Here is a 25,449-nt window from a genome sequence, read left to right as displayed (position 1 = left end):
GTTCCGGCTCTCATCGCTGGCGTAGAAACGGATGCCGGTGCAAGCCCGGCTTACGCCGACCAACGTGCCTCCATCGAATGGATTGTCCTGGGCGGGACGGGCCGTCCATGCCAATCCGACTGCCATGACATTGTCCACGCAACTGGGTATCGCAACAGCGGTCGTCGCCCTGACGGTGCTGGTGCACCTCGTGGGGCTTGGGGCCTTGCTTGCAATTCTGCGCCGACACCGTCACGCATCGAGCCGAATGCTGGCGGCGATGTTCAACACAGCGGCGATCCTTTTAGCGGCGTTCGGCCTCTTTGCGCTGCATTCGGTCGAGATCTGGATCTGGGCGGGCGTATACCGGTGGCTCAACGCTTTTCCTGATTTCGAGCAGGCGCTTTACTTCTCCACCTCGACCTATGTGACAATAGGCTACGGAGATCTGGTTCTTCCCCCGGGCAGTCGCATCCTGGGCGCGATCGAGGGCGCCAGCGGAATTATTCTGATCGGCTGGTCCACCGCCTTCTTCTTTTCCATCGTTGATCGTTTGAAGCTGCTTGAACGAGGGTTCGAGCATGATCGGGCAGAATAGCCTTGGACAGTCATTCGTGGTCGCGCCTGATCGAAAGGACGCAAAGTCGGCGCTCATCATCATCATGGCGCCAGCGGGCCGTCATCCTTCCTGCCAGATCCGCATCCAGAACGTCGCCCAGACTGGATCGCGACCGGTTCCGGAAAATCTTCATTGACGCCGAAATGGACCGCGTCGAAGCGATGAACATCGTCAGGCTCGGCGCTGCTATCTCCCAGACGTTGGGCATTGCGCGTTGCCCCTCTTGCAGTCACCCATCTTTCTCAAGCGACCGCAGCTTCTCTTCCTCATCGCGAAGGAGTTTGCGGATCTCATCATGCCTGTCGAGATGGGTGGCATTATGGAGAAGGGACTGGAAGCGCAGGATATTCTGGTTGTGCGCCCAGGATTGCTTCTCGAAGTCGCTCCGACCGTTCCCGCCCTCACGCGCCATTTGTAACGCTCCCGCTAGCGACCTGCCTACGGGTGAGCGGAGCGCCGCTGGCGGCTATCCTATCGACTCAGCGTGTCGGAATGCACAGAGTGATGACCGTTCGCGCACGCGTCTGTTCGATGTCGAACATAGCATGAGCGTTTCCGAACCTTTCCCGAAAAATCAGCCGCTCGGCTGCGTTTCCGGACCGAACAATCGATTCATCTCTGCGGTGGTCTCGGCGTAGCATTCGCATGAGGTCTCCTCGAGACCCGCCCGGTCGACGATCGTAATGATCCCACGCACATAGTCGATGTATCCCGCCCTATGGAGCACCTTGGCGGTCAGCGAGACGCTGGAGCGGGTTGTTCCAAGCATCGTCGCGAGGAACTCGTGCGTGAGCGGAAAGCTGTCGGCAAGCGCGCTGTCATGGCTCGTCAGCAGCCAACGACAGCAGCGCTCCTCGAGCGTATGCAGTCGGTTACAAGCCGCAGTCTGTGCGAGCTGGCCAAAGGCGAAGCGCCAGTACCGCTCCATCATCCGCCTCAGATCGCGATCCCGCTCGAGCTCGCGCGAAAGGAAAGTTCGGCTGATCTTGAGCGCGCTGCCCGGCACCTGCACCATCGTCTCGGTGATCGCCACATCGACGCCGAACAGCGCGTTGGAATCGGTGATGCCCTCGAGGCCGATCGCGCCCACTTCGACGGAACGGCCGTCGCGCATCACCTTGACCATCGAGATGATGCCCCGGTTTACGAAATAGAGATGCTGGATCAACCCATTAACATGATCGATGACGGCCCCCGACTCCGTCCGAATAAGCTCCATCTCGGGTGTCAGCCGTGCGAGCGTTGCCGGAGGCAGCGAGAGCAAAAGGCGGTTGGTGATTGGCTCCCTTTCACTGACCATCGTGACGCGCTCCGCCTGACTGACGGTGCGCATGCAAGAGACGGTCGATAGTGTCACCGACGGCTCCTTCGCGGAACGGCTTCTCGATCACCGCCCCAAAGCCGAGGCTGGCAGCTCGCTCCTGAAGGCCTGGGGCGGCGTAGGCGGTAATCAGTATGGCGGGTCCATTCCAATCCCGCGAACGCAGGCGCGACAAAATCTCGAAGCCGTCGAGTTCGTCGAGCCGATAGTCTGCCACCAGGCAGGCAGCGCTTGTGCAAAACGGATCGTCGAGCAGCGTCTTTCCGGTCGCGTGCGCCCTGACGTCATAGCCCCGCGCCTGCAAGGCCAGCTGAAGCGATCGCCTGACCGCGGGATCGTCCTCTGCAAGCAGGATCTTCGGCTGTCCTGAATCCGAAACAGTGTTTCGGTATGTCATGTCGTTCCGTTCGGAGAGGAGATATTGCATCGCTCCCGATACCGGGCACTACTGCGCGGTGCGTTACGTAAAGCCCCGGATGGGGCGTCATCAGTCCCGCGCACCACTTCGGAGAGGCGCAAGACGCTCAGTTCGTGATGGCCCGCGACCACCTCGCTTGTGTCGGAATTTGTGCCGCGGTCACGTCCCCGGGGATGTGACCGCGGCGATCTGCTCACGCCACTCTGCCGCGCGGTCCCGGGGGCTGCGGACCAGTGAGCTCTGGCTCGCAAAGCGACGACGTTGAGGGAACATACCAATCTGCTGCGGTCTCTCGATGATGTAACGCCTGCGGACATATGATTGGTCATGCTTCCCGGGCAGCGTCCGGAAGAATGAAAGGATCGCGAATACCAGTGGCGATTTCGATACATCATCACATTCCGGGTCGGACGCGATTGCGGTTTTCTCCATGGCCTGCCGATGACGCGTTACGGCGTTTCCGAAGCAGATTGGTGGCTCGCGGTTGCCGTGTAGGGAAGGGCAATGCCTTCTTGGGCAGCATGCTTGTCGAACATGATCCCGCGGTGACCATTGCCGCCATCGTCTCCTGGTTGGAGGAATCGACGCCGATCGAGGCGGCCGCCCAGCCAGATGACCGGCTTTCCCGCTCCGGTCCGCGGCGACCGAGGCTTTTGGACGAACCGCCATTGGAGAGTGACGCCATTTTCCGTTCGCGGGGCGAGGATATCCTCGAGCTGTTGCGTAGCGGGGCGGACGGTCTTTCTGCGAACGAGGCGCGCCGCCGGCTCGCCGTCTACGGGCCGAACCGGACTCCGCCGCCGCTCGGCCGCTCGCAGCGGGATATGGTCGCGGCGCAGTTCACGGGCTTGCCGGTGGCGCTGCTGTTCGGATCGGCGGTTCTTTCCTTCGCCACCGGTGGCCTGCTGGACGCCGCTTTGACGATCGGCGTCGTACTCGCCAACGCCGCCATCGGCTTCTCTTCGGAAAATGCCACGGAGCGCCTTATCCGCCGCCTGTCGCGGCCGACGGAGCATATGGCGGAGGTCCAGCGTGACGGCAATCGCCTTGAGGTGCTCGCCGCGACGATCGTGCCCGGCGATATCCTCGTCCTCGCGCCGGGCCAGTTCGTGCCCGCCGATGCCCGAATTCTCGAATGCCGGGATCTGACGGTGGATGAATCGACGCTGACGGGCGAGAGCCTGCCAGTTCGAAAGCACGCCAAGGTGCTGGACCAGGCGCCGGTCGCAGTCGCCGACCGGCACAATATCGTCCACGATGGAACGATCGTCAGCGGTGGAGACGGGCGCGCAGTCGTCTTTCGTACAGGCAGCGGCACGGAGGCCGCACGAACCCGCGCCTTGATCGATCTTGCGCGTCCGCCCCGACCCGTCATCGAGGAGGAGCTCTCGTCCCTCAGCGGCCGTCTCGCATTGCTCTGCGTCGGCGCATCGAGCGTTGTGTTCCTGGTCGGGCTACTGCGCGGCGAGCCACTGCTGGCCATGGCGCGAAGCGCGGTCGCGCTCGCCGTCGCTGCCATTCCCGAGGGTCTTCCGGCCATCGCGACCACGACACTTGCGCTGGGCGCAAGGGCGATGGAGCGCGAGCAGGCTTTTGTTCGGGCGCTGCCCGCGGTCGAGGCCCTGGGCACCATCGACACCATCTGCCTCGACAAGACCGGCACCCTGACCGAGAACAGGATGGCGGTCGTGGGGGTCGCCATCGGAGAAGAGGTTCGGCGGACTTCGGCGGACGGGCATAGCGATGGCCTAGCCCCAGACCTGCTGCGGGCCATCGCCGAAGCCTTGGCGCTGTGCAATGAGGCAAATCTGGCAATGCAGACGGGATCCTCCACCGAACTGGCGCTTCTTCGCTTTTGCAGTGACACCGGCATCGACCCCGATGCCGTCCAACAACAGTCGCCGATAGTGCGCCTGCAGAGCCGGGATCAGGCGCATCGATGGATGGCGACGGCGCATCGCCTCAACGGCGCGGATTATGTCGCGGTCAAGGGCGCGCCGGACGAATTGCTCGCGCTTGCCGCCCACGAACTGACGGAGGATGGGCTTCGGCCGCTCGACGAGGAACGGCGTCGCCGGATCCTTGCCACCAATGAGACGCTTGCCCGGGAAGGCTTGCGGGTGCTCGGCGTTGCGAGGAAGGAAGGTGATCTTCGCGACGGATTGCCGGACGGCCTCGTCTGGCTGGGCCTCGTGGCGCTCGCTGACCCTGTTCGCGCGGAGGCGCAGGAAGCGGTCGAGATCTTTCACCGCGCCGGCATTCGAACGATCATTATCACCGGAGACCAGCCGGCCACCGCGCTTTCGGTCGCCGAAGCGGTCGCCGTGTCACGGACCGGCATCATCCCCGTCGTGGACGGCGCGAACCTTGCGGATCTCGACGATCAGGCGCTTGGCGCTTTGGCGCTCCGGACGTCGGTCTTCGCCCGTGTCAGCCCTGGTGACAAGCTGCGCATCGTCCGCGCGCTTCAGGGCGCGGGCCGGCGCGTGGCGATGATCGGGGATGGCGTCAACGACGGTCCCGCGCTCAGGGCTGCTGCGGTAGGCGTTGCCATGGGAAGGCAGGGAACCGATGTCGCGCGCGAGGTGGCGGACATCGTGATCGCCGACGATGATTTACGGGCGTTGGCACGGGCGATCGCCCGCGGGCGCGCGACCGATGACAGCATCGGCGCGGCCACCCGCTATTTCCTGTCGACGAACCTGTCGGAGGTGCTCCTCATGCTCGGCGAAACCCTGCATGGCCGGGGCGGGCTCGAAACGCCGATGGAGTTGTTCTGGCTCAATCTGGTGACGGACATCATGCCAGGTCTGGGGCTGGCGATGGCCGAGCCGCGCGGCGACGTGATGACACGCCCCCCGCGCGCTGCGGATGCGCCGCTGTTCGGCCACAACGAGCTTCGGGACCTCGGCTTCGACGGCGCGCACCTCGCTGCGTCGGCGTTGGCCGCCCATCTCATCCTGTTGGCGCGCAAGGGCGCCGGACCACAGGCACGCGCGGCGACCTTCATAACATTGTCGCTGGCGCAGTTTGCCCACGCCTGGGGGCTGCGTGACCGGACGCCCGGATCGGTCGCAGGTCGAGTGGTATCGGAGACACGGCTTGGCGGCGCATTGGCAGCGGCTTGCGGACTGCTTGCCGCGCCTTTCCTGATCCGACCACTGCGAACGCTGCTCGGGCTGGGTGTGCCCGGTCCGGGCGACCTGGCGCTCTCCGCCGGGCTGGCGGCGACCTCTTTCGGCGTCGGCGAACTGCGACGGACTCAGCGAATGAATGTTCGCAGTGGCCGGGCCATCGTCAGGGTGGCGGCCTGACCGAGGAGGGTCAGCGCCGGTCCGGCAACCCTGCCTCTTGCGAGCTGGATCACACCCCCGGCCACGAGCCCCGCGAAAGCCAGGCTCCACAGATCCGCACGGCCGTCCGTCAGGCGCGCTATCGCTCCGTCGACCGTGCCAAGCTTCTGTGCGGCGGCGCCCATCGGATCGATCGGCTGAAGATGCGTGATGGACGAAGCAATCTGGATGCCTTCTCTGGCGATCGACTCCCGCAACTCATCAAAATCGCCTCGGTGTCTGATAACGATGCTGCCGCTTGTCGGCCTGATCTCGGCGGAGTCTATGCCCGGAATCGCGGCCAATGCCGTAGCAAGCGACTCAAGCCGCGTGCTGTGGGGCAGGGGACGATCGAGCACGATCCGGACGCGTCCGGGCATACGGTGCTTGAGATGACCACGCGTCGTTTCAGCTTTTGGACTGCGATCCATCGACGGCGTCCTTCTCCTGGCTGGCTGCTCCTTGCGTGGCCGCGGTTGCGGAAGCGGCCTCTGGCGCCGGTGTTTGCTTCATCTCATGGGCGACCTCGGCGACCAGGTCCTCGACATCTTCAGCGAAACGCGCGGCCGCGCCGCGAACTGCTGCATAGCCGGCAAGACCGGCCCGCAGCGCCCGTTTGGCCGCAGGCCTCGTCGTTTCCCACGGGATCGACGCCACCAGGGTGCCACCCGCTCCGACCACCATTCCCCAGAAGAAGCTGCCGCGCATGATCGTTCCCGTATTTTCCTGCCGCCATGGCAAATCGAGCCGTGCCTTTCGCTCGGCTTGAGCCGACTCTGCACGAGCCATATGAAAATCTGTGGCTGATCCGAGCCTGCCTCATGCTCTTAACCGGACGAATTCGTATACATACGTAGGTCCCGGCGATCACCGTCCCTCATAGTCCTTCCACTGGATGCGAAGCGACAATCTTGTCGCAGCGGTCGTCCTTCAGCCAGAAGCCCAGGTGCCGTGCCGACGCGGAAGGTTCCTTGCCGCGGTGGAAGCGCTTGGGGACCGGCAGCAAGCCCAACGATCTGGTCAACCGTACCGCACATATAGGAGGAACTCGGAATAGCCGATGATCCCGATGCAGCAAAGCCGGTGGCCAGCCGCGGCAGGAAGGCGCTGCCGAGGGCAGCGTCCAACGCCACATGATGTCCTGCACGAAGTGGTTCTGGCAAGGACCGATGGCCCGGTCCTCATCGTGGGCAGAAATCTCCCATCGCTTGGGACTTAGGGGAATTCCTTACAGAGGGACCTGCCTGACGCATCTAAAACCCTATATTTCGGATATGACGGTCTTGCCCACTTACTGCCCACGCAAGTCGACGGCAGCCGCCGGGGTTCCGCTCTGCGCCCTGCTGATCGCTTCGCTTCTGCTGGCCGGCTGCATTCCCCATAGCCCGCCGCCCAAGACCGGCGCAGCCGCGCCACCCGTCGCGCAGCCGGAAAGCAAGATAGACCAGACGGGCAGGAGGGCGGGCGAGATCGTGACCCAGCCGGTTCGCGACGTCGGTGTGGCCGCGACCAATATTCCGCCGGTGTTGGAAAGAGCGAGCGAGAACCCCTACAGCCTCGACGGCCTTAGAGCCTGCACCGAACTGGCCCGTGCGGTAACCGAACTGAGCGCGGTGCTTGGACCGGACTTCATTGTCGGTGCGAAACAGCAAGAGAACAGCGCCGGAAAACTTGCAGAGGCCGGCGGCCAGATGGTGGTGAACTCGCTCATTCCCTTCCGGGGACTGGTGCGGGAGGCGACCGGCGCGGCGCCGGCGCAGCGTCGCCTCAACACCGCGATCGATGCGGGTTTTGCGCGACGGGGCTTCCTGCGCGGCATCCACCAGGCAAGAGGCTGCCGTCCGCCGCTCTGAGGCGCCGGGAACGCGTCCTCAAGAGGCTGGACGTCGCGGCGACCGATCCTAAAGAAGGTCTCCTTCCCGACGGTTGCGGACGACCGTACCGTCGGGAAGGCCGCTGCTGAAGAGATTCGCGCCGCTTGAGCGACCCGAACGGCTCTCCCGGCTGGGCCGCGATCCGGCTGGGGATGTTGGAAAAGCATGTAAATCGCTGTGAATGTCGTCGTTGATCATCATCCATATATCCGTTAATGTAGATATATGGATAATGATTCGGCCATCGCCACTTTAGGCGCTCTCGCGCAGGGCACCCGCCTCGACGCCTTCCGGCTTCTGGTCCGGCATGAGCCCGACGGGCTCGCTGCCGGCGAGATCGCCAAGGCGCTGGGCGTTCCCCAGAACACCATGTCGGTTCACCTGGCCACGCTCTCACGAGCCGGATTGATCCGATCCGAGCGGCGCAGCCGGGTCATCAACTATCGCGCCGAGCTGGACCAGGCGAAGACGCTGACCCTGTTTCTCGTGAAGGATTGCTGTGGCGGCAACGCGGCGCTGTGCGCGCCATTGATCGCCGAACTCGCCCCCTGCTGCTGATGGAGTCTGCCATGTCCGACCGCATCTTCAACGTCCTCTTCCTGTGCACCGGTAACTCGGCCCGCTCGATTCTTGCGGAGAGCGCCCTCACCAAGCTGGGCGGCGGTCGCTTCCGTGCCTTTTCGGCCGGGAGCTACCCCAAGGGCGCGATCAACCCTGACGCGCTCGCTCTGCTCGAGCGGATTGAATATCCTACAGAAGGTCTCCGTTCGAAGAGCTGGGACGAGTTCGCCGTGCCTGGCGCGCCCGTGATGGATTTCGTGTTCACCGTCTGCGACGACGCGGCGGGCGAGGTCTGCCCGATCTGGCCGGGTCATCCTGTCACCGCCCATTGGGGGATCGAGGATCCAAGCCACGTCCAGGGTTCGCAGATCGAGCGGGAGCGCGCGTTCGTGACAGCGCTGCGCTATCTTGAGAACCGCATCAAGCTCTTCGCGGCGTTGCCCTTCGACAGGCTCGACGCCATGGCTTTGCGGGCCCGTGTCCGTGAGATCGGGCATGGCGAAGGCGCGAGCAGCCGTCGCGGGGACGCAGCCTGATGCCGGTCGATATCATAATCTACAACAATCCCGATTGCGGCACCTCCCGCAACACGCTGGCGATGATCCGCAATGCTGGAATCGAACCGCATGTGATCGACTATCTGAAGACTCCTCCGTCGCGGTCGATGCTTATGTGGCTGATCGAGCGCATGGGTATTACCACGCGCTCTTTGCTGCGCGAGAAGGGCACGCCTTTCGCTGAGTTGGGGCTCGATAACCCGTCGCTGAGTGATGGGCAGCTTGTCGATGCGATGATGGCGCATTCAATCTTGATCAACCGCCCGATCGTAGTGTCACCGCTCGGCGTCAAGCTCTGCCGCCCTTCCGAGGACGTGCTCGATCTGCTGCCGAGCGATCAGCGTGGCGCCTTCGCGAAGGAAGATGGCGAACGCATTGTCGATGACCGCGGCCAGCGGGTCGCATCATGAACGCCACCACTGCTGGAACGTTGGCGCCGGCCAGGTCGGCGATCAGCACATTCGAACGCTATCTCAGCGTCTGGGTAGCGCTTTGCATCATCGTCGGCATCGCACTCGGCTATGCACTGCCCGGCCTGTTCGGCGTGATTGCGTCGACCGAGGTTGCGCGGGTCAACCTCATCGTTGCGGTTCTGATCTGGCTGATGATCGTCCCGATGCTGCTCAAGATCGATCTTGGCGCGCTTGGTTCGGTCAGGCAGCATTGGAAGGGAATCGGCATAACGCTGTTCATCAACTGGGCGGTAAAGCCCTTCTCGATGGCGCTGCTCGGCACCCTGTTCCTGGGCTGGCTGTTTCGGCCGCTGTTGCCGGAGGCTGAGATCAGCTCCTATATCGCCGGACTGATCCTGCTTGCCGCAGCGCCCTGCACGGCGATGGTGTTCGTCTGGTCCAATCTCTGCGATGGTGACCCGACCTACACGCTGAGCCAGGTCGCGCTCAACGACACCATCATGGTGTTCGCGTTCGCCCCGCTGGTCGGCCTTCTCCTCGGCGTCGCATCGATCACCGTACCCTGGGACACGCTGCTGATCTCGGTCCTACTCTACATCGTCGTGCCGGTGATCGTCGCGCAGGTCATTCGGGGTGCCGTGCTCTCGTCGGGCGGACAGCCCGCGCTTGACCGGCTGCTCAGCCGTCTTGGCCCAGTATCTTTGGTCGCGTTGCTGACGACTCTGGTGCTGCTGTTCGGATTCCAGGGGCAGGCGATCATAGCCCATCCGCTGGTGATCGCGCTGATCGCCGTGCCGATTCTCATCCAGGTCTATTTCAACGCAGGGCTCGCCTATTGGTTGAGCCGTCGGTTCGGCGTGGCATGGTGCGTTGCCGCCCCCGCCGCATTGATCGGCGCGTCCAACTTCTTCGAGCTGGCGGTCGCTGCCGCGATCAGTCTGTTCGGTCTCAACTCCGGCGCAGCGCTTGCTACCGTCGTCGGCGTGCTGGTCGAAGTTCCGGTCATGCTGTCCGTGGTCAGAATCGTGAAGGCGACACGCCCTTGGTATGAGCGTCGGGTAGCCTGATGTCGCGCCTTCGTTCCCTTGCCGACCCTGATGACCTGCCGGCGCTCGATCGGTCGCTCGTTAGACCTAGTCCCGCCGTCGGCCTCGGTTCGCTCGAACATCCGCCCCGCATCTTGCTGCTTTACGGATCCCTGCGGGAGCGATCATTCAGTCGACTCGCGGTCGAGGAGGCGGCGCGCCTGTTGATCCTGTTCGGCGCCGAGGTGCGGATCTTCGATCCGAGCGACCTGCCGCTGCCGGATCAGATCAGGGGGGACGACCATCCGGCGGTCCATGAACTTCGTCAGCACGCGCTCTGGTCCGAGGGCATGGTGTGGTGCAGTCCCGAGCGTCATGGCCAGATCACTGGCATCATGAAGGCGCAGATCGACCATCTGCCGCTGGAGTTTGGCGGTATGCGCCCGACCCAGGGAAGGACGCTCGCGGTGATGCAGGTCTCAGGCGGCTCGCAGTCTTTCAACGCGGTCAACACGTTGCGTCTGCTCGGCCGCTGGATGAGGATGTTCACGATCCCGAACCAATCGAGCATCGCAATGGCATTCAAGGAGTTCGATGAGGCAGGCCGCTTGAGACGCTCCAGCTACTACGACCGCATTGTCGACGTGATGGAAGAGTTGATCCGGTTCACCATTCTGATCCGAGGCCATGCCGAGCAGCTTGTCGATCGATATTCTGAGCGCAAGTCCGAGACCGCCAAGCGCGATGCCGCGAACGACCTGACGTCACGATCGATAGCGTGAGGCCCGCAATTGGGCCAGAACGCCGGGTCTGGCGCCTTATGGCTGTTCTATTCCCGCCAGCCGGACGCTGAATTTGCCCCCCGTCCCCCCGGGCGATGCTGCGAGTCGCCATAATCGGAACGACGATCAGATCGGGCCGGGCCGGGCCGGTTTCACCTGCGGCGCGTCCGCATCAATGGGAAAGGAGCGACATAGAAAGGAGGCACGGCCGTGTCGCAGCCATTTCGCCAGAGGTGGGCAGCACAAGCGCTCTTCTCTCCAGCCATGTCCGGCGCAGCCGATCGGCAGATAGCCATGAACATCGCCGGTCCGGACTTGGCTGAATTCCGCGCCCATCGGAACATCCCGTATATTTCTGGGCTTCGGCTTGAAAGATAAGCGCCAAGAATTCTGAGCGAACGAGAGAGGGGGAACACGCTATGCCAAGAAATCTCCGACTTTGCCGAACCAATCGATAGGGCCTTCATCGGCCGTGTTGGAATCGGTTCGATAACCCTTGGCCATCACGTGCGACGTCGAACCGACAATGGGGTGAGACGCGATCGGTACTCACGCCAAACGGAAAAACGAGGAATCAATGAATCTCGAAAAATTCACCGATCGCGCCAAGGGCTTCCTCCAGAGCGCGCAAACCGTCGCGATCCGCATGAGCCATCAGCGGATAAGCCCGGAACATCTTCTGAAAGCTTTGCTCGAGGATGAGCAGGGCATGGCAAGCGGCCTCATCCGCGCGGCAGGCGGCGATCCCGCCGTGGCGACGCGGCAGACCGACGCCGCGCTCGCCAAGGTGCCATCGGTTTCAGGCAGCGGCGCGCAATCGGCCCCGAGCCTCGATAATGATGCTGTGCGGGTGCTCGATCAGGCCGAGCAGGTCGCGCAGAAGGCGGGCGACAGCTATGTCACCGTCGAGCGGCTGCTTCTTGCGCTAGCGCTGGCCTCAAACACCGCGGCCGGCAAGTCCCTGGCCTCAGCGGGCTTGAAGGCAGAAGCGCTGAATGCGGCGATCAGCGCGCTGCGCAAGGGAAAGACCGCGGACACGGCCTCGGCCGAGGATCGCTACGACGCGCTCAAGAAGTTCGCACGCGACCTCACCGAAGCGGCCCGCGAAGGCAAGCTCGATCCGGTCATCGGCCGCGATGAGGAGATCCGTCGCACCATCCAGATCCTTGCCAGGCGCACGAAGAACAATCCCGTCCTCATCGGCGAACCCGGCGTCGGCAAGACCGCGATCGCCGAAGGGCTCGCCCTGCGCATCGCCAATGGCGACGTGCCCGATACGCTCAAGGACCGCGCGCTGATGGCGCTCGACATGGGCAGCCTGATCGCCGGGGCCAAATATCGCGGCGAGTTCGAGGAGCGGCTGAAGGGTGTGCTCGATGAGGTGAAGGCCGCCGAGGGCCATATCGTCCTGTTCATCGACGAGATGCATACGCTAATCGGCGCCGGCAAGGGCGAAGGCGCGATGGACGCATCCAACCTGCTCAAGCCCGCGCTCGCGCGCGGCGAACTCCATTGCATCGGCGCGACCACGCTCGATGAATATCGCAAGCATGTCGAGAAGGATCCAGCCCTCCAGCGGCGCTTCCAGCCCGTCTTCGTCGGTGAGCCCACGGTCGAAGATACCATCTCGATCCTGCGCGGCCTGAAGGAAAAATATGAGCTGCACCATGGCGTGCGCATCACCGATGGCGCGCTGGTCTCGGCGGCGACCTTGTCCCACCGCTACATCACCGACCGCTTCCTGCCGGACAAGGCGATCGATCTCATGGATGAGGCGGCCTCGCGCCTGCGTATGGAAGTCGAATCCAAGCCCGAGGAGATCGAGAATCTCGATCGGCGCATCATCCAGCTCAAGATCGAGCGGGAGGCGCTGAAAAAGGAGACCGACAAGGCGTCGAAGGACCGACTGGAGACGCTGGAGCAGGATCTCGCCAATCTCGAGCAGCAATCGGCTGAACTCACCTCGCGCTGGCAGGCCGAGAAGGAAAAGATCGCGGGTGAGAGCCGTATCAAGGAACAGCTCGACGCTGCACGCATCGAGCTCGACCAGGCGCAGCGCTCGGGCGACCTCGCCAAGGCAGGCGAACTGCAATACGGCACCATTCCCACGCTCGAAAAGCAGCTGGCCGATGCGGCGGGCGCAGCCGAAGGCGCAATGCTGCGCGAGGAGGTGACAGCGGAGGACATCGCCGGCGTCGTCGCGCGCTGGACCGGCATTCCGGTCGAGCGAATGATGACCGGCGAACGCGAGAAGCTGCTCGCCATGGAAGAGACGATCGGCAAGCGCGTCATCGGCCAGGCCGATGCGGTCCGCGCCGTGTCGACCGCCGTGCGCCGCGCGCGTGCCGGTCTGCAGGACCCCAATCGGCCCCTGGGCTCATTCCTGTTCCTAGGGCCCACAGGCGTCGGCAAGACCGAGCTCACCAAGGCGCTCGCCGGCTTCCTGTTCGACGACGACAACGCGATGGTTCGCATCGATATGAGCGAGTTCATGGAGAAACACTCGGTCGCCAGGCTGATCGGCGCCCCTCCGGGCTACGTCGGCTATGAAGAGGGCGGCGTGCTGACCGAAGCGGTTCGCCGCCGCCCCTATCAGGTCGTCCTCTTCGACGAGGTCGAGAAGGCGCATGGCGACGTGTTCAACATTCTCCTGCAGGTGCTCGACGACGGGCGGCTGACCGACGGCCAGGGCCGCACGGTCGACTTCACCAACACCATCATCGTGCTGACCAGCAATCTGGGCAGCCAGTATATTGCGGGCCTCGCCGACGACGAATCGGTCGAGAAGGTCGAGGACCAGGTGATGGAAATCGTCCGCGGCCATTTCCGACCGGAATTCCTCAACCGCCTCGACGAGATTATTCTGTTCCACAGGCTCGGCGCCGACCATATGGCGCCCATCGTCGATATTCAGGTCGCCCGCGTCGGCAAGCTGCTCCAGGACCGCAAGATCACGCTCGACCTCACCGATGCGGCCCGCGCCTGGCTCGGCCGCGCCGGCTATGATCCGGTCTACGGCGCGCGGCCATTGAAACGCGCGGTGCAACGCTTTCTCCAGGATCCGCTCGCCGACTTGATCCTCCAGGGCGAGATCCGCGACGGATCGACCGTCCATATCGATGAGGGTGACGGAGCACTCGTGCTGAAGATAGGCTAAGAGTTACGATGGCCGCCTGGAATAACGTGGGACTGAATTGGGCGACAGCAGCAGTTGACGAAGGATTGCCCGAACGAATTAGGGAGAAAGCTTATGAGCGCGCACGAAGCAAATAAGGGGGTCTGGGGTTCGCCGTTTCCGGCATCCACCGGTTGGGGATGGGTTCTGACCTATGGCGTGCTCCTGATCCTGGGCGGGATCCTGGCTTTCCTGAACCCGCTCGCGACGGGCTTTGCCGCCGGCGTGATCTTCGGAGCGATATTGCTTGCCTATGGCGTCATCGCGATAGTCGCTGGACTGTCAGCCTTTTCCACCCGATCGAAGGTGCTGGAGTTGCTCCTCGGCGTCGTGGCGGTACTCGCTGGCCTCTTCGTGCTGTTCGATCCATTCCAGGGTGCCGCATCGCTCGCTTGGGCGATCGGGCTGTGGCTGTTCGTCTCAGGAGTTTCCCAGCTTTTCTATGGACTGAAAGGTACGCATGACAAGGGATGGAGGCTGTTGCTCGGCGTCGTCGATATCGGGCTGGGTACCTATCTGGTGATCAGCGGCCCGCTGGCAGGGCTTGCCTTCGTGGCGGCGATCATCGGCTTCAGCTTTCTCTTCCGCGGTGTTTTCCTTATCTCACTTGCCTTTGGCCTGAGGCGGCTGAAGTCCGCGTGACGAGGGGATGCGGCCAGGAGATGGATACACCGAGGCTGACGGCGAATGCTGCGGAAGGGTTCGCGCCGATCCTCAGCGCGACCAGGAGGCGTAGCAGGTGAGCAATCCATATGAAGTTCTCGGCGTCGCCGCGTCCGCGAGCGGGGACGATATCCAGAAAGCGTATCGCAAGCTCGCGAAGAAGCTCCATCCGGACCTCAACCCTGGCGACAAGTCGGCCGAGGACAAGTTCAAGCAAGTCGCAGGCGCCTACGATCTGCTGAGCAACCCGGAGAAACGCAGGCGTTACGACACGGGCGAGATCGACGAGACCGGCGCAGAGCGGCCCCAACAGCAATATTATCGTGACTATGCCGGGTCGGACCCAGGCCATTATTCGAGTAACGCCGGCTTTGCGGATTTTGCCGCAGGCGACGATCCGTTCGCCGAACTCTTCCGTCGCAGCGCACAGGCGCGCGCCAATCGCCGCGGGCAGGACCTGCACTATCGCCTTTCGGTCAGCTTCGTGGAGTCGATCACCGGCGGTTCACAGCGGATAACCCTGCCAGCGGGCGGCACGCTCGACGTGACGATCCCGGCGGGCGTCGTTGATGGTCAATCGCTGCGCCTCAAGGGCAAGGGCGCACCTGGCGCCGGCAAGGGCGGCCCAGGAGACGCATATATCGAGATCGAGGTTCGATCCGACCCACGCTTCCTCCGCAATGGCGACGACATCACGATCGACGTTCCGATCTCGCTGAGGGAAGCCGTCCTCGGCGGCAAGATCCGCGTTCCCACGCCAACCGGTGATGTGACGATGACCGTGCCGGCCAATTCGAACAGTGGCAGCACGCTGCGCCTCAAAGGCAAGGGTGCCCCTCGGCTGGGCGGCGGTCGTGGCGATCAATTCGTGAAGCTTGGGATCGTGCTGCCCAAGCCGGCCGATCCGGAACTCATACAATTCGTTTCGACCTGGGAAGCCGGCAAGAATTTCAATCCTCGTGAGGCCTCGCGATGATAGACCTGGACGAATTTCTATCCCACTCGGGGATCGAACTCCGCTCGCTCGAGCAGTGGATCGATCGCGAATGGCTCCTTGGCGAGCGCAGATCCACGACCATCGTCCTGACCGACATGGACGCGGCCCGCGCGCGCCTCATACATGATCTGAAGCGAGACTTCGGCGTGAACGACGAAGGCGTCGACATCGTGCTCCACCTCGTGGATCAACTGCATGGCCTTCGCCAGGTGCTCGCACAGATGCGAACGGAAGCGCAGGCCGCGCGGCGCCGGGATATCCGGCGATCGCGAGGCCGCAAACCCGGTCCGATTCTGGCTCCGCGGCGCAGGTCGTAACCGGGCCATGAGTCTTGGTGAAAGGGCCTAGCTCCTCACAACATCTGCGCCACAGCTTCTATCCGCACCGTAAGCGTGGCCTGAGGACCGCAGTTCAGGCGGCTTCGGCGATTGCCTGATTATCTGGCTGCCAGTTCCATATGTGGACGGCTCCCTCTTGCAAGGGCTGAACGGAAAATTTGATCGGATCGCTTGCTTCCATATGTCCGGCCTTTCGGTGCGGTCGCACGTGACCGCTGGCCAAGATGGTTTCCGCGGTGTGTGTTCCCAACAAGGCAGCGGCCTGTGATGGCCATTGGAACTGACGGAGTGTCACACGCCTCGGATCGATCGATCGCACCATCTGCTCTCTTCATGCAAGATCACGGATCAGCTCAGTACGATAGCATTGATATTTTGCTCATCGTCCCTGGCTAATTCTTATGCTGCTACCGCAGTTAGCGCGGGCGGCGCGACGCACTGGTATCGCTCGCCGCTCACCATGAGTTTCCACGCGACACGTGCGGCTTTGTTAGCAACGGCAACCGCAACGAGCTTAGGCGATTTTCGTGCAATCAAGCCGATAAGCCACGGTGTTAGATTCCTGCCTCGCCCATTGCGGGCGTGCTGAACGACTGCGGTGGCTCCGACCACGAGCGTGCTTCTGAGAAGCTCATCACCAGCGCGAGTGATAACGCCGTGTCTTGTCTTGCCGGCGGTCGAGTGATCTTTGGGGGTCAGGCCCATCCATGCCGCAAAATCCCGACCGGATTTGAATAGATGCGGATCGGGCGTTTTCATCATGAGCAAGGTCGCGCCGATAGGCCCAACGCCGGGAATTTTGGCCAGTCGCTGACTACATTCGTCGTTGCGATGCCATTCCATCAGCTTCGCGTCGATCCGTTCGATCTCGCACTGGAGCTGCGCATATTCCTTTCCCTGCAGCGCAAAAAGTTCGCGCGCCAATTCGGGTATCGTTTCATCTTCCGCGATGCACTCGAGAAGCGGTACGACGCGACATGCACCCGTCGCCGCGGTGATGCCGAACTCCGCGCCATACCCTCGTATAGCGTTGACGAGCTGGGTGCGCTTCTGAATAAGCCTTTCGCGCACCCCGACCAACATGAGCGCGGCCTGTTGTTCTGCAGTCTTTACCGGAACGAAGCGCATTGTTGGGCGGCTCACCGCTTCGCAGAGAGCTTCGGCATCCGCAGCGTCGTTCTTGCCGCGCTTGACGTAGGGCTTCGCTAATTGCGGCGCGATCAACCTTACATCATGCCCGAGCGATCCGAGAAGACGAGCCCAATGATGTGAACTGCCGCATGCCTCGATAGCGACGAGGGTGGGTGGCAGCTTTTCGAAAAACCGAATCATCTCTCGGCGCGTCAACTTCTTGCGCAGCACTGGCTTCTCCGCTGCATCGACGCCATGCAGTTGAAAAACGTTCTTTGACGTATCCATGCCTATGCGGGTAATTTGCTCCACGGGCGGCTCCCTTGATTGAGTCTTGCAACGCACTCACTCTGGCACATTGCGATGCCGTTGGGAGCCGTCCACCCCAACAAGGCATGAGTTCATCCCAGCGAGCGGCAGGCCAATCGCCAGCGATCTTGGCTATGACATCGGCGATGTAGGCCTGCGGTTCGAGGCCATTGAGCTTGGCAGTCTCGATGACCGAGTAGATGGCAGCGGCCCGATTGCCGCCTGCTTTTGAGCCTGCGAACAACCAGTTTTTGCGGCCCAGGGCCACGCAGCGCATGGCGCGCTCCGCAATGTTGTTGTCGATCTCCAGACGTCCATCGTCGAGGAAGCGCGTCAGAGCGACCCAGCGTTTGCGGCCATAGGCGATCGCCTTTGCCATCTCGGACTTGGGCGAGAGACGGCGCGTTGCATCGTCGAGCGCCAGGCGCAGATCGTCGATTAATGGCTGGGTTCGGTCCTGGCGGCTTTGTCGTCGGATATCGGACTGATGGCCGCGAACCTCTGCCTCGATCTCATAGAACTGACCGATACGTTCCAGCAGATCGGTGGTGAGCGGGGTCGGCTTGCTCGCGTGAATGTCGAAGATCTTGCGCCGGAAATGCGCCCAGCAGGCGACCTCGGTGACACGGTTGGTGTCGTAGAGCTTGTCATAGCCGGCATAGCCATCCGCCTGCAGATAGCCGGTGAAGCTGGCGAGTTGGCGCTGAGGATGTGCGCCGGTCCGGTCGGTGGTGAACTCATACCAGACCAGCGGCGGGGTTGTGGCGCCGGAGCCGCGATCATCCACGACATAGGTCCAGAGCCTGCCGGTCGCCGTCTTGCCACGTCCAGGATCAAGCATGGGGACCGGCGTATCGTCGGTATGGATCTTCGAGGCTGCCAGTCCAACTTCGCGGATACGGCTGATGATCGGATCGAGCAGGACAGATGTCTGGCCAACCCAGCCTGCCAGCGTCGAGCGGTCGATGTCGACACCCTGCGCCGCCATGATCTCGGCTTGGCGGTAGAGCGGCAGATGATGGTCGAACTTGGAGACGACGACATGGGCCAGGGTGCCAAAGGTCGCCTTGCCCCGCGCTATCGCCTTTACCGGCGCGGGTGCCTGCACGATCTTCTCGCAGGATCGGCAGCTATACTTGGGGCGGATGGTCCGAACGACGCGCCACTGCACCGGCACGGCATCGAGCATCTCATCGCTGTCCTGCCCCAGGGGCCGCAGCGCGCCGCCGCAGTCGGGACAGGTGCAGTTGCCCTGCTCAGGCTCGATCCGCTGTTCCTCGCGCGGCAGATGGGCGGGCAGCGCGCGAACCGGTGATGCCCGATCGACGGCTGCCGGATCGCCTCGACGCGCGGCGGCGACGATGGCCTCGCCCTCCAGTTCTTCGAGCGCCAGCTCAAGCTGGGCGATCTGGGTATCGAGCTTCTCGGACGACTTGCCGAACTGCATCCGCTTAAGGCGAGCAATCTGCACGCGCAGCGTATCGATCAGGACATCGCGGGCGGAAATATCGGCGTGGGCAGCCGACAATGCGGCTTCGAGCTCGGCGATCCGAGCGTCCTTATCGGGGGTGGAAAGGCCTGCGTCCGACACCACGATTATATAGCAGACCGGTGGTCGCAATGCTAATAAAAGCGCCAGATAATGGGCGTTTTACCCCGCCAATGAAGGGGTAAAAGTGCGTTCAGGTCGCCGCCAGTCGATGCCTTCCAATAGCATTGAAAGCTGCGCCGCCGTCATCATCACTGACCCGGTCTTGGTGGACGGCCATACGAAGCGCCCCCGGTCCATCCGCTTCGAGAACAGGCACATGCCCTGGCCATCAAACCAGAGCAACTTCACCAGATCGCCGCGCTTGCCCCGAAAGGCAAACAGCGCACCGGAATGGGGGCTCTGCTCCAGAACCTGCTGAGTCATCACCGCCAGGCCGTCTAAGCCCTTACGCATGTCGGTCGCGCCGCAGGCCAGGAAGATCCGTGTAGACGGTGGCAGCGGGATCATCGTGCCAGCGCGCCGATCACCCGCGACAGGACATCGACGTCAACTGCAGCGTCCACCGTCACCTTGATGCCCGATGGCAGCTCGATCCCGATCAAGCCAGGGACGAGCGGTGCAATGGGAGCGGGCAACGCTGGCGGCTCGCTGATCCGGACCTCAGCGAAGGCTGGCTCGGGCAGCTTGCGAACCCCGGCAAGCTCACCAGACATCGCCTGCCGTCGCCATGTGTAGATCGAACCGCTGCCAACATCGTGGCGCTCACAGGCCGTCCGCACGCAACCGTCGGACCCGAATGCATCCCGCAATACCGCCACCTTCTGGTCCACCGTCCAGCGCCGACGGCCCGACACCCGGCTAACGACCTCGATCCGACTACTCATACGATTACTCATATGACTACTCGCCCGTTCGCTTGCTGAATCCTCAATCTCGTCCGACACCTGCCACCTCGCTCAAAAAGCGGCAATCATCCTCGCGAATGGGCACCGCGCAAGGCGGCCCTCAGGCCCCGCTTACTCCGCACCGAACTCGGTCAGCTGCGGTGAGAGCAAACAACGAGTTCACGTCGGAATTGGCGAACCGATCCCTGCTAAAGTCTGGAAGGCAATGATTGACGACTCGGAACCACTCCAGCCTGCGCAGGCGAGCGAATTCGACGCTTCGTTCCAAGCGACCAACCAGAGCCCGGTTGAGCAACTTCTTGCCCTTCTTGAGATTGAATATGGGGCGCTGCAAATGCGCCTCTCGGCGCATCTGCGTTCCTCCGAGGCTGCCGCTGAGGCGCTCCACGACGTCTATGTCAAGCTGAGGGCGGACCCGTCTATCGGCGATCTCCATAACCCACGCTTCTACCTCTACCGGATGGCCATCAATCTCGCAAAGAACAGGAGGCGGAGCGACTGGCGCGCGATCAACATGGAGGATGCTGGGCTTCTCGATATTCCGGACAATGCGCCGAGTCAGGAAGCCGCCACCTTGGCCACGGACGAAATGACGCGAGCTTTGCAGGCGCTTCATACCCTCCCGCCTCGGCGGCAGGCAATATTCCTGGCCAAGTGGCGCGACGAGAAATCGCAAAGCGAGATTGCCGCCGAGTTCGGGTTGCACAAGCGCACGGTTCAAAAGGAGCTCACTCGAGCGGAGATATATCTGAGGAAGGTCTTACGTCGTCCCAAGCGGCCGGTCTGACTGGCGCTGATGCCGCTCGAAAGGCTAGTCGAGGCCCACGTCCGTGCCACCGAACGGTTGCACGGGGACGACATTACCGTACCGGTTTAACCTGGTATGGCGTTCCCTTGGCATCGTATTTGTTGCAGATCTAACAAACCAAGGCTTGTCCGGTTGAGTGCAGGAGATGCTGGCATGAAGCATGAGGGAAGCTGCCACTGCGGGACAATCCGCGTTGCGATTGAGGTTGATCCTGTCGATGCCGGTGAGTGCAATTGCTCGATCTGCCGGCGAACCGGAGCACTGTGGACCTACCGCTCGCCCAGCCAAGTGAAAGTCGCGGGCATGGGCGTAGGCTATGTACAGGGCGACGCCACCCTGACGTTGTGGCATTGCGCGACATGTGGGGTCACCACCCACTGGAGCCCTCACGATCCGACGTACGACCGGATGGGCATCAATCTCAGACTATTTGACCCGGCGTTGTGGAATGGGCTGCCCCGCCGGTTCATCGACGGCGCGAGTTGGTGAGGTATAGCGACTCTCAAAGCCGCAATAGTGATGATTTTGGCCATATCGTCATAAGGCGGATCGCTGGCCGTTAACCTGCCTTCCGCGCCAGAAAGCAGATTTTCCGGTCCCCACGACATCATTGCTCCTCTGGGCGTCCGCTGAAGCCGCCATTCGGTGGCGGCCTGCGGTCTTCACCGGATGGCTACGGGAGGCCCGGCGCTGAACTCGGACAAAAAAGTGGGGCGCATTTTGGATCGCCAATGTGTCCCCCCATTGGGAATAGTAGGGCTTCCTCCTTCGAACGCGCCTCGGCTTGCGCCCTAGCGTCTCCTGGTGGTGGCCGATGAGGCAGGGCGCTGAGGTCCCCGGCGCAAGCAATCTGCCTCGCAACCCGTTGGGGGTCGCCATGGCGGCTTTTGGAAGTGTAGGCGCGAGCGCGACGTCGTGCGCGCGGTTGGCGCAGACTAAAACACAATCTGTGTCGGTCGGACGGCAGAGGGGTTTCGGGGGGCACAGAAGAGAGACGAGCAGTCGGCCGATGCTCGCCCCCTGGCGGGTCAGTCTGGCCATGCGCACGATGCGGTGTAATCTCAGCAACGCAATCTCGATCTCCGAAATCGCGTCTCTGTGCCGATTGTCGCTCTGCTATTTTGTGCGAGCTTTCACGAACACGGTTGGAATCGCACCCTATGCCTGGTTCGTTCAGCAGCGCATCGTGCGCGCAAAGCGCCTCTTGGCCGATACCGCGCTACCGCTGGTGCAAGTCGCTCTCGAGTGCGGATTCTCCGACCAGGCCCACTTCACCAAAGCGTTTGCCAAGGCATCCGGCATAACGCCTGCAAAATGGCGCCGTCAGATTTGCACGTGCTGAGCTTTCATAGCGCGGGCAAGGCTGATCTCTCAGTCCTTCCTTTCGCCTTCCGCTCCTCGAGAAGCCGCACGGCGATTGGCGAAGGCGAGCAGGGCAGGGTCATGCTCAGGCCGATTCCAGCGCGCAGAATCCCGCAGAACCACCACATCTTCAAGATGCGTGAGGAACGTGTAGACCTTGTTGACGATGTCGATCATCAACGCCTTCATCTCGGCATCGGAAATTCGAGAAGCTTGGCTCCAGGGGATCTCGCCATAGGGCGTGACCACCTTCACATCGCTATAGTCACCGATGACACTGTCCGGCACGGTGCCGGCATGGATTTCTTCCAGCCGGGTATTGCGGACACAATGCTCCACGAGCGCCAAAGCGACCCTGCGCATTGCTTCGTCAGGCACTTTCTCTTCGGGCATTAAGTCCTCCCACCCGCAGAGTTGGAAGCATCGGTCTCCTCGGCTCGAGGAGGCGCTTCTGATGCTTTAAAGCTGCGCGCTCAGCTCTGACAGCCTCTCCTGGCAGAGTTCGTTGACGACCGTGCCAAGCACCTCGACGCGCTCGGCGAGGTACGCGAATTCCTCCTCCGTCATCTTGAAATGCTCGGAATGCCTGGCCTTCACATAGGCATCCTTGAGCTTGTTGAAGTGCGCTTCCTGCTTGCGGGTCTCCCTTGGCCAGGCCTCGACGAGGCGCGCAGAAATCGCTTCAGCGCGCGTCCGAAGGAATTTGATATTGTGACTATAGGGCGTGTAGAAGGTGTAGACGAGAAGAACGCAGTAATAGAGGCGTTCGCACGCCTGTTGAAGATTATAGGCTGCGTCGGGAAATTGCTTGTTGTCGTAGAAGAACTGAAAGCCCAACCGTGACGATATTGCGAGGCCGAACCACTGGTCGAAATAACCCTTCGCCATGTCATAGGCTTGCTGCGGGGTCTTGGGCTTGGGCTCGTGCAGTTCGCTGTTGTCGACTTGATACAGCGCAATGCCATCGCGCGCGATGTCCATAAAGAAATAGCGGCCATGAGCCAGTCCATCGTTCACTTCCTGCAGCGTGTGAACGATGAAATTGACCGGCGTGCGCAGGCGGTTGAGGATCATGGTTTCCCGGTCGAGGCGTTCTTCCGCTTTCTCCCAATATTCGGCTCTGTCCGTCAGCTCCTTCTGGTTGACGATGATGAGCAGGTCGAAATCCGATCGATAGCCCCTCTCGGTATGCGGCTCATGCACCCACCCTCCGGTCGCATAGGAGCCGTAGAGGATGATCTTGAGGATGCGGCCAAGCTTGCGCGGCCCCGTCGGCTGGCCAAGCGCGTCCTCGAACTCCTCGAAGAGGATCCGGATGACCCGATCGAGTTCGCGCCGCTTGTTTACCGGAAGATGGTCGAGTTCGGTTTTCATCGTCTCATCGTCATTCGGGTCAGGTGAGAGGGAAGCGCGATGGTTCGTCTTCCCACGGATTGAAGATCACGGCGCCGCTGTGGCGAGTATCCTTGGTGTTTCGCGTCACGAGGAAGAGGTCGTGCTCGATCGCGGTTGCCGCGAGCAGCGTGTCGATCACCGGTGGGGACTGCCCCGTCCGCCGCTTCACCTCACCCGAAATTGCGCCCCAGCGATAGACGATGGCGTCGTGAACGGAGAGGAGCCGGTCGCTGAAGCGTTCAGCGAGGGCGTCGCGGGCCGCTATATAGCGCGAACGATCCGGATGTTCCGGCTCGAGATTGTGGATGCCTTTATCGAATTCCGCGAGCGCCAGGACGCTCAGGAACATCCGGTGCTCGGGTTGCGCTGTCGCCCATGCCTTGACGCTTGGCGCACCGTTCGGGCTGGCCAACGCAGATACGATATGCGTGTCCAGCAGCCAGCCTTTCACAAGGCGACGTCCCGCCCGCGGTCGATCTCGCGCTCAAGGTTGAGGCCGTCGAGTCCGAGGCTCTCGAGGAACGGAACGAACGCAGGCTTGCCCGCATCCCTGGGCAGAAGCCGGTCGAGTTCGTCCACGCTCATCACCACTACGGCCTCCCGGCCGCGGACCGTGACCCGCTGCGGTCCCTCGCTCTGGGCACGCCTGACGACTTCGCTGAAGCGGGCCTTGGCATCTTCGAGTTTCCACGTACTGCGGGGACCGGATTTCTCACCTTCCGTCTTGCCAACTGCCGTGCCCATTGGTTATCTCCTGACCAGCTAGTCAGATATAGACTGCCCCAGCCGCTATCGCAAGACCAATCGCCCCTTCGCGAGCAAACGGCTGATATGGCTAAGTGCAAGGCTCCGCCCGTGGACCTCCCATGTCAGCCAGGGAGCGTCGGTCTGCGGAGGTGTTCTATCGGCACATCCATCCACTATACTCCGGCGATGTCCACGAAGAACGATTCGTACCAAGGCTCGCTGTTCCGCGAAGGCGATTTGCCCTCACCCAGGCGCAACAGCCTTGCCTCCCGATCCGATACTCAAGGCGATTTGTCTTCAGACCCGCCACCTGCCAGCCTTCACATTCGGGTCCGTTGCGGACCGGAACGTCATCCGCTTGCCCGATTATGGCGCATTCTGCTGCGCGGCCGCCCACATGACGAACCTTGATCCAGATAGTCGCAGGGTACCCGCTGACTAGGGAGCTATGCCCTGACGTGGCCACGGCATTGAGCAAATATCTTGACATGGACCATTCAATAGTCCAAAAAAGTTCATGTAGCCGACGGCCAGTGGGAGTTCAACATGCGAGTCTCTGTGAGCGACGCCAAGGCGCAGCTGACCGAGTTGGTGCGGCGGGCCGAAGCGGGAGACGAGATTGTCCTGACGCGACATGGACAACCGGCAGTGAGGTTAGTCCCCGTCCGTCCGGCGAGCGATGGAACGGCGCGCCGCAAGCTCCTCGACGCCGCTCGGATAGCTGGAGCAGCGAAGGCAACCACCGGTCCTGACGCCGCGCATAGCCAGGATTTCCTCTATGGCGACGATGGTTTGCCCGCGTGATCGCGGTCGATACGTCTGCACTGATGGCGATCGTCCTTGATGAACCGCATGCGGCTACCTGTAGCGATGCGATCGAGGCTGCGGATGAATTGATCATCTCCGCCGGAACCGTGGCTGAAACTCTGATCGTCTCGGCCCGACGGAACGTCGCTGAGGAAATGGTGAGCCTAATCGACGGGCTTGGCTTCGATATCGTGAGTGTGACCCCAGCCGCTGCGCACCGCGTTGCCTCGGCCTATTCCAAGTGGGGAAAGGGCGTTCATGCAGCCGGCCTCAACTTTGGCGACTGCTTCGCCTACGAAGTCGCCAGGGAGCATGGATGTCCTCTCCTCTTCGTAGGGGACGACTTCACCAAGACCGATGTTGAGAGCGCAATATAGTCGGCGAAAGGTCACGCGCCGCCCGAATCTCGCCTTGAGACGACTATGTAGACCGTGGAAAT

The 25,449-nt window shown here is 62.3% G+C and carries 29 protein-coding genes and 1 pseudogene; 17 read left to right on the top strand and 13 right to left on the bottom strand.

The genetic code is table 11. The annotated features are described in order from the left end of the window. The first annotated feature begins 31 nt into the window (after positions 1 to 31). Positions 32 to 577, top strand: coding sequence for a potassium channel family protein (locus sphantq_RS02405; protein ID WP_336314436.1), 546 nt, complete (start codon positions 32 to 34; stop codon positions 575 to 577). Positions 578 to 827: 250 nt separating this feature from the next. Here sphantq_RS02405 and sphantq_RS02400 read toward each other — a convergent pair whose 3' ends face one another. The 3 genes from sphantq_RS02400 to sphantq_RS02390 form a co-directional block, all read right to left on the bottom strand. Then, complete coding sequence (locus tag sphantq_RS02400; protein ID WP_048577525.1) at positions 828 to 1,010, bottom strand: hypothetical protein; 183 nt, start codon at positions 1,008 to 1,010, stop codon at positions 828 to 830. 162 nt (positions 1,011 to 1,172) lie between these two features. Further along, entirely contained in the window at positions 1,173 to 1,931 is a 759-nt protein-coding gene (locus sphantq_RS02395; protein WP_048577524.1) for a Crp/Fnr family transcriptional regulator, read from the bottom strand. After that, entirely contained in the window at positions 1,888 to 2,346 is a 459-nt protein-coding gene (locus tag sphantq_RS02390) for a response regulator (RefSeq protein ID WP_333972256.1), read from the bottom strand. The genes sphantq_RS02395 and sphantq_RS02390 overlap by 44 nt, the downstream gene beginning before the upstream one ends. Before the next feature lie 536 nt (positions 2,347 to 2,882). On the opposite strand from sphantq_RS02390, the gene sphantq_RS02385 reads away from it, so the two are divergent. Then, complete coding sequence (locus tag sphantq_RS02385) at positions 2,883 to 5,651, top strand: cation-translocating P-type ATPase (RefSeq protein WP_272799501.1); 2,769 nt, start codon at positions 2,883 to 2,885, stop codon at positions 5,649 to 5,651. Here sphantq_RS02385 and sphantq_RS02380 read toward each other — a convergent pair. Both sphantq_RS02380 and sphantq_RS02375 read right to left on the bottom strand, forming a co-directional pair. Beyond that, a complete protein-coding gene (locus sphantq_RS02380) occupies positions 5,600 to 6,100 on the bottom strand; it encodes a hypothetical protein (RefSeq protein WP_272799500.1) in 501 nt (166 codons plus the stop codon). The two genes, sphantq_RS02385 and sphantq_RS02380, sit on opposite strands and share 52 nt — an antisense overlap. Continuing rightward, positions 6,078 to 6,458 carry a DUF5132 domain-containing protein gene (locus sphantq_RS02375; RefSeq protein WP_084653305.1) on the bottom strand — a complete coding sequence of 127 codons (381 nt, stop codon included), beginning with the start codon at positions 6,456 to 6,458 and terminating at the stop codon, positions 6,078 to 6,080. The genes sphantq_RS02380 and sphantq_RS02375 overlap by 23 nt, the downstream gene beginning before the upstream one ends. A 485-nt stretch (positions 6,459 to 6,943) precedes the next feature. On the opposite strand from sphantq_RS02375, the gene sphantq_RS02370 reads away from it, so the two are divergent. From sphantq_RS02370 to sphantq_RS02325, 10 genes are all read left to right on the top strand, one after another. Continuing rightward, on the top strand, positions 6,944 to 7,522 hold the full coding sequence (locus sphantq_RS02370; RefSeq protein WP_272799499.1) for a hypothetical protein: 579 nt from the start codon (positions 6,944 to 6,946) through the stop codon (positions 7,520 to 7,522). A gap of 246 nt (positions 7,523 to 7,768) precedes the next feature. Continuing rightward, positions 7,769 to 8,101, top strand: coding sequence for an ArsR/SmtB family transcription factor (locus tag sphantq_RS02365; protein WP_272799498.1), 333 nt, complete (start codon positions 7,769 to 7,771; stop codon positions 8,099 to 8,101). An 11-nt stretch (positions 8,102 to 8,112) separates the two neighbouring features. Continuing rightward, positions 8,113 to 8,640: an arsenate reductase ArsC gene (locus sphantq_RS02360; RefSeq protein WP_043152291.1), complete on the top strand. Its 528-nt coding sequence runs from the start codon at positions 8,113 to 8,115 to the stop codon at positions 8,638 to 8,640. Continuing rightward, entirely contained in the window at positions 8,640 to 9,071 is a 432-nt protein-coding gene (gene arsC / locus sphantq_RS02355; protein ID WP_272799497.1) for an arsenate reductase (glutaredoxin), read from the top strand. Before sphantq_RS02360 ends, arsC begins: the two co-directional genes overlap by 1 nt. Further along, positions 9,068 to 10,141 carry an ACR3 family arsenite efflux transporter gene (arsB, locus tag sphantq_RS02350; protein WP_272799496.1) on the top strand — a complete coding sequence of 358 codons (1,074 nt, stop codon included), beginning with the start codon at positions 9,068 to 9,070 and terminating at the stop codon, positions 10,139 to 10,141. The genes arsC and arsB overlap by 4 nt, the downstream gene beginning before the upstream one ends. Further along, positions 10,141 to 10,881, top strand: coding sequence for an arsenical resistance protein ArsH (gene arsH / locus sphantq_RS02345; protein ID WP_070934714.1), 741 nt, complete (start codon positions 10,141 to 10,143; stop codon positions 10,879 to 10,881). The genes arsB and arsH overlap by 1 nt, the downstream gene beginning before the upstream one ends. 577 nt (positions 10,882 to 11,458) lie before the next feature. Continuing rightward, positions 11,459 to 14,038, top strand: a complete 2,580-nt coding sequence (clpB, locus tag sphantq_RS02340) for an ATP-dependent chaperone ClpB (protein ID WP_272799495.1) — start codon at positions 11,459 to 11,461, stop codon at positions 14,036 to 14,038. 93 nt (positions 14,039 to 14,131) lie between these two features. After that, positions 14,132 to 14,698, top strand: coding sequence for an HdeD family acid-resistance protein (locus sphantq_RS02335; protein ID WP_070934712.1), 567 nt, complete (start codon positions 14,132 to 14,134; stop codon positions 14,696 to 14,698). 97 nt (positions 14,699 to 14,795) lie between these two features. Continuing rightward, positions 14,796 to 15,695 (top strand): DnaJ C-terminal domain-containing protein, encoded by a 900-nt coding sequence (locus sphantq_RS02330; protein ID WP_272799494.1) that lies wholly within the window; start codon positions 14,796 to 14,798, stop codon positions 15,693 to 15,695. Continuing rightward, complete coding sequence (locus tag sphantq_RS02325; RefSeq protein WP_070934710.1) at positions 15,692 to 16,033, top strand: chaperone modulator CbpM; 342 nt, start codon at positions 15,692 to 15,694, stop codon at positions 16,031 to 16,033. Before sphantq_RS02330 ends, sphantq_RS02325 begins: the two co-directional genes overlap by 4 nt. Positions 16,034 to 16,453: 420 nt before the next feature. On the opposite strand, the gene sphantq_RS02320 is transcribed toward sphantq_RS02325, so the two are convergent. The 4 genes and pseudogenes from sphantq_RS02320 to sphantq_RS02305 form a co-directional block, all read right to left on the bottom strand. Then, positions 16,454 to 17,497 carry an IS110-like element ISShsp1 family transposase gene (locus sphantq_RS02320; RefSeq protein ID WP_026150064.1) on the bottom strand — a complete coding sequence of 348 codons (1,044 nt, stop codon included), beginning with the start codon at positions 17,495 to 17,497 and terminating at the stop codon, positions 16,454 to 16,456. A 79-nt stretch (positions 17,498 to 17,576) separates the two neighbouring features. Beyond that, positions 17,577 to 19,043: pseudogene (gene tnpC, locus sphantq_RS02315) on the bottom strand (IS66 family transposase); the annotation flags it as partial. 102 nt (positions 19,044 to 19,145) lie between these two features. Then, positions 19,146 to 19,493: an IS66 family insertion sequence element accessory protein TnpB gene (gene tnpB / locus sphantq_RS02310; protein ID WP_272799493.1), complete on the bottom strand. Its 348-nt coding sequence runs from the start codon at positions 19,491 to 19,493 to the stop codon at positions 19,146 to 19,148. Continuing rightward, positions 19,490 to 19,870 (bottom strand): transposase, encoded by a 381-nt coding sequence (locus tag sphantq_RS02305; protein ID WP_272799492.1) that lies wholly within the window; start codon positions 19,868 to 19,870, stop codon positions 19,490 to 19,492. Before sphantq_RS02305 ends, tnpB begins: the two co-directional genes overlap by 4 nt. 226 nt (positions 19,871 to 20,096) lie before the next feature. Here sphantq_RS02305 and sphantq_RS02300 point away from each other — a divergent pair, with 226 nt between their 5' ends. From sphantq_RS02300 to sphantq_RS02290, 3 genes are all read left to right on the top strand, one after another. After that, positions 20,097 to 20,678 carry an RNA polymerase sigma factor gene (locus tag sphantq_RS02300; RefSeq protein ID WP_043152251.1) on the top strand — a complete coding sequence of 194 codons (582 nt, stop codon included), beginning with the start codon at positions 20,097 to 20,099 and terminating at the stop codon, positions 20,676 to 20,678. A 174-nt stretch (positions 20,679 to 20,852) separates the two neighbouring features. Next, positions 20,853 to 21,188 (top strand): GFA family protein, encoded by a 336-nt coding sequence (locus sphantq_RS02295; RefSeq protein WP_272799491.1) that lies wholly within the window; start codon positions 20,853 to 20,855, stop codon positions 21,186 to 21,188. A gap of 520 nt (positions 21,189 to 21,708) precedes the next feature. Further along, positions 21,709 to 22,041, top strand: a complete 333-nt coding sequence (locus sphantq_RS02290) for a helix-turn-helix domain-containing protein (RefSeq protein WP_272799490.1) — start codon at positions 21,709 to 21,711, stop codon at positions 22,039 to 22,041. Between the two features lie 29 nt (positions 22,042 to 22,070). Here sphantq_RS02290 and sphantq_RS02285 read toward each other — a convergent pair whose 3' ends face one another. The 4 genes from sphantq_RS02285 to sphantq_RS02270 all read right to left on the bottom strand — a co-directional run bounded on the left by sphantq_RS02285 (position 22,071) and on the right by sphantq_RS02270 (position 24,200). Continuing rightward, on the bottom strand, positions 22,071 to 22,454 hold the full coding sequence (locus sphantq_RS02285; protein ID WP_272799489.1) for a hypothetical protein: 384 nt from the start codon (positions 22,452 to 22,454) through the stop codon (positions 22,071 to 22,073). A 66-nt stretch (positions 22,455 to 22,520) separates the two neighbouring features. Next, positions 22,521 to 23,435 carry a HEPN domain-containing protein gene (locus tag sphantq_RS02280; RefSeq protein WP_272799488.1) on the bottom strand — a complete coding sequence of 305 codons (915 nt, stop codon included), beginning with the start codon at positions 23,433 to 23,435 and terminating at the stop codon, positions 22,521 to 22,523. A 19-nt stretch (positions 23,436 to 23,454) separates the two neighbouring features. Beyond that, complete coding sequence (locus tag sphantq_RS02275) at positions 23,455 to 23,907, bottom strand: type II toxin-antitoxin system VapC family toxin (RefSeq protein ID WP_272799487.1); 453 nt, start codon at positions 23,905 to 23,907, stop codon at positions 23,455 to 23,457. After that, positions 23,904 to 24,200 carry a type II toxin-antitoxin system Phd/YefM family antitoxin gene (locus tag sphantq_RS02270; RefSeq protein WP_272799486.1) on the bottom strand — a complete coding sequence of 99 codons (297 nt, stop codon included), beginning with the start codon at positions 24,198 to 24,200 and terminating at the stop codon, positions 23,904 to 23,906. Before sphantq_RS02270 ends, sphantq_RS02275 begins: the two co-directional genes overlap by 4 nt. Before the next feature lie 549 nt (positions 24,201 to 24,749). Between sphantq_RS02270 and sphantq_RS02265 the strand changes: the two genes are divergently transcribed. Both sphantq_RS02265 and sphantq_RS02260 read left to right on the top strand, forming a co-directional pair. Next, complete coding sequence (locus tag sphantq_RS02265) at positions 24,750 to 25,007, top strand: type II toxin-antitoxin system Phd/YefM family antitoxin (RefSeq protein ID WP_043152258.1); 258 nt, start codon at positions 24,750 to 24,752, stop codon at positions 25,005 to 25,007. Continuing rightward, on the top strand, positions 25,004 to 25,387 hold the full coding sequence (locus sphantq_RS02260) for a type II toxin-antitoxin system VapC family toxin (protein ID WP_272799485.1): 384 nt from the start codon (positions 25,004 to 25,006) through the stop codon (positions 25,385 to 25,387). Before sphantq_RS02265 ends, sphantq_RS02260 begins: the two co-directional genes overlap by 4 nt. Positions 25,388 to 25,449 lie beyond the last annotated feature (62 nt).

It is taken from the genome of Sphingobium sp. AntQ-1 (genome assembly GCF_028538045.1).
GTDB lineage: Bacteria > Pseudomonadota > Alphaproteobacteria > Sphingomonadales > Sphingomonadaceae > Sphingobium > Sphingobium cupriresistens.
Note: the sequence above shows the minus strand (reverse complement) of the source record. Positions and strands in the feature narration are given on the sequence as shown.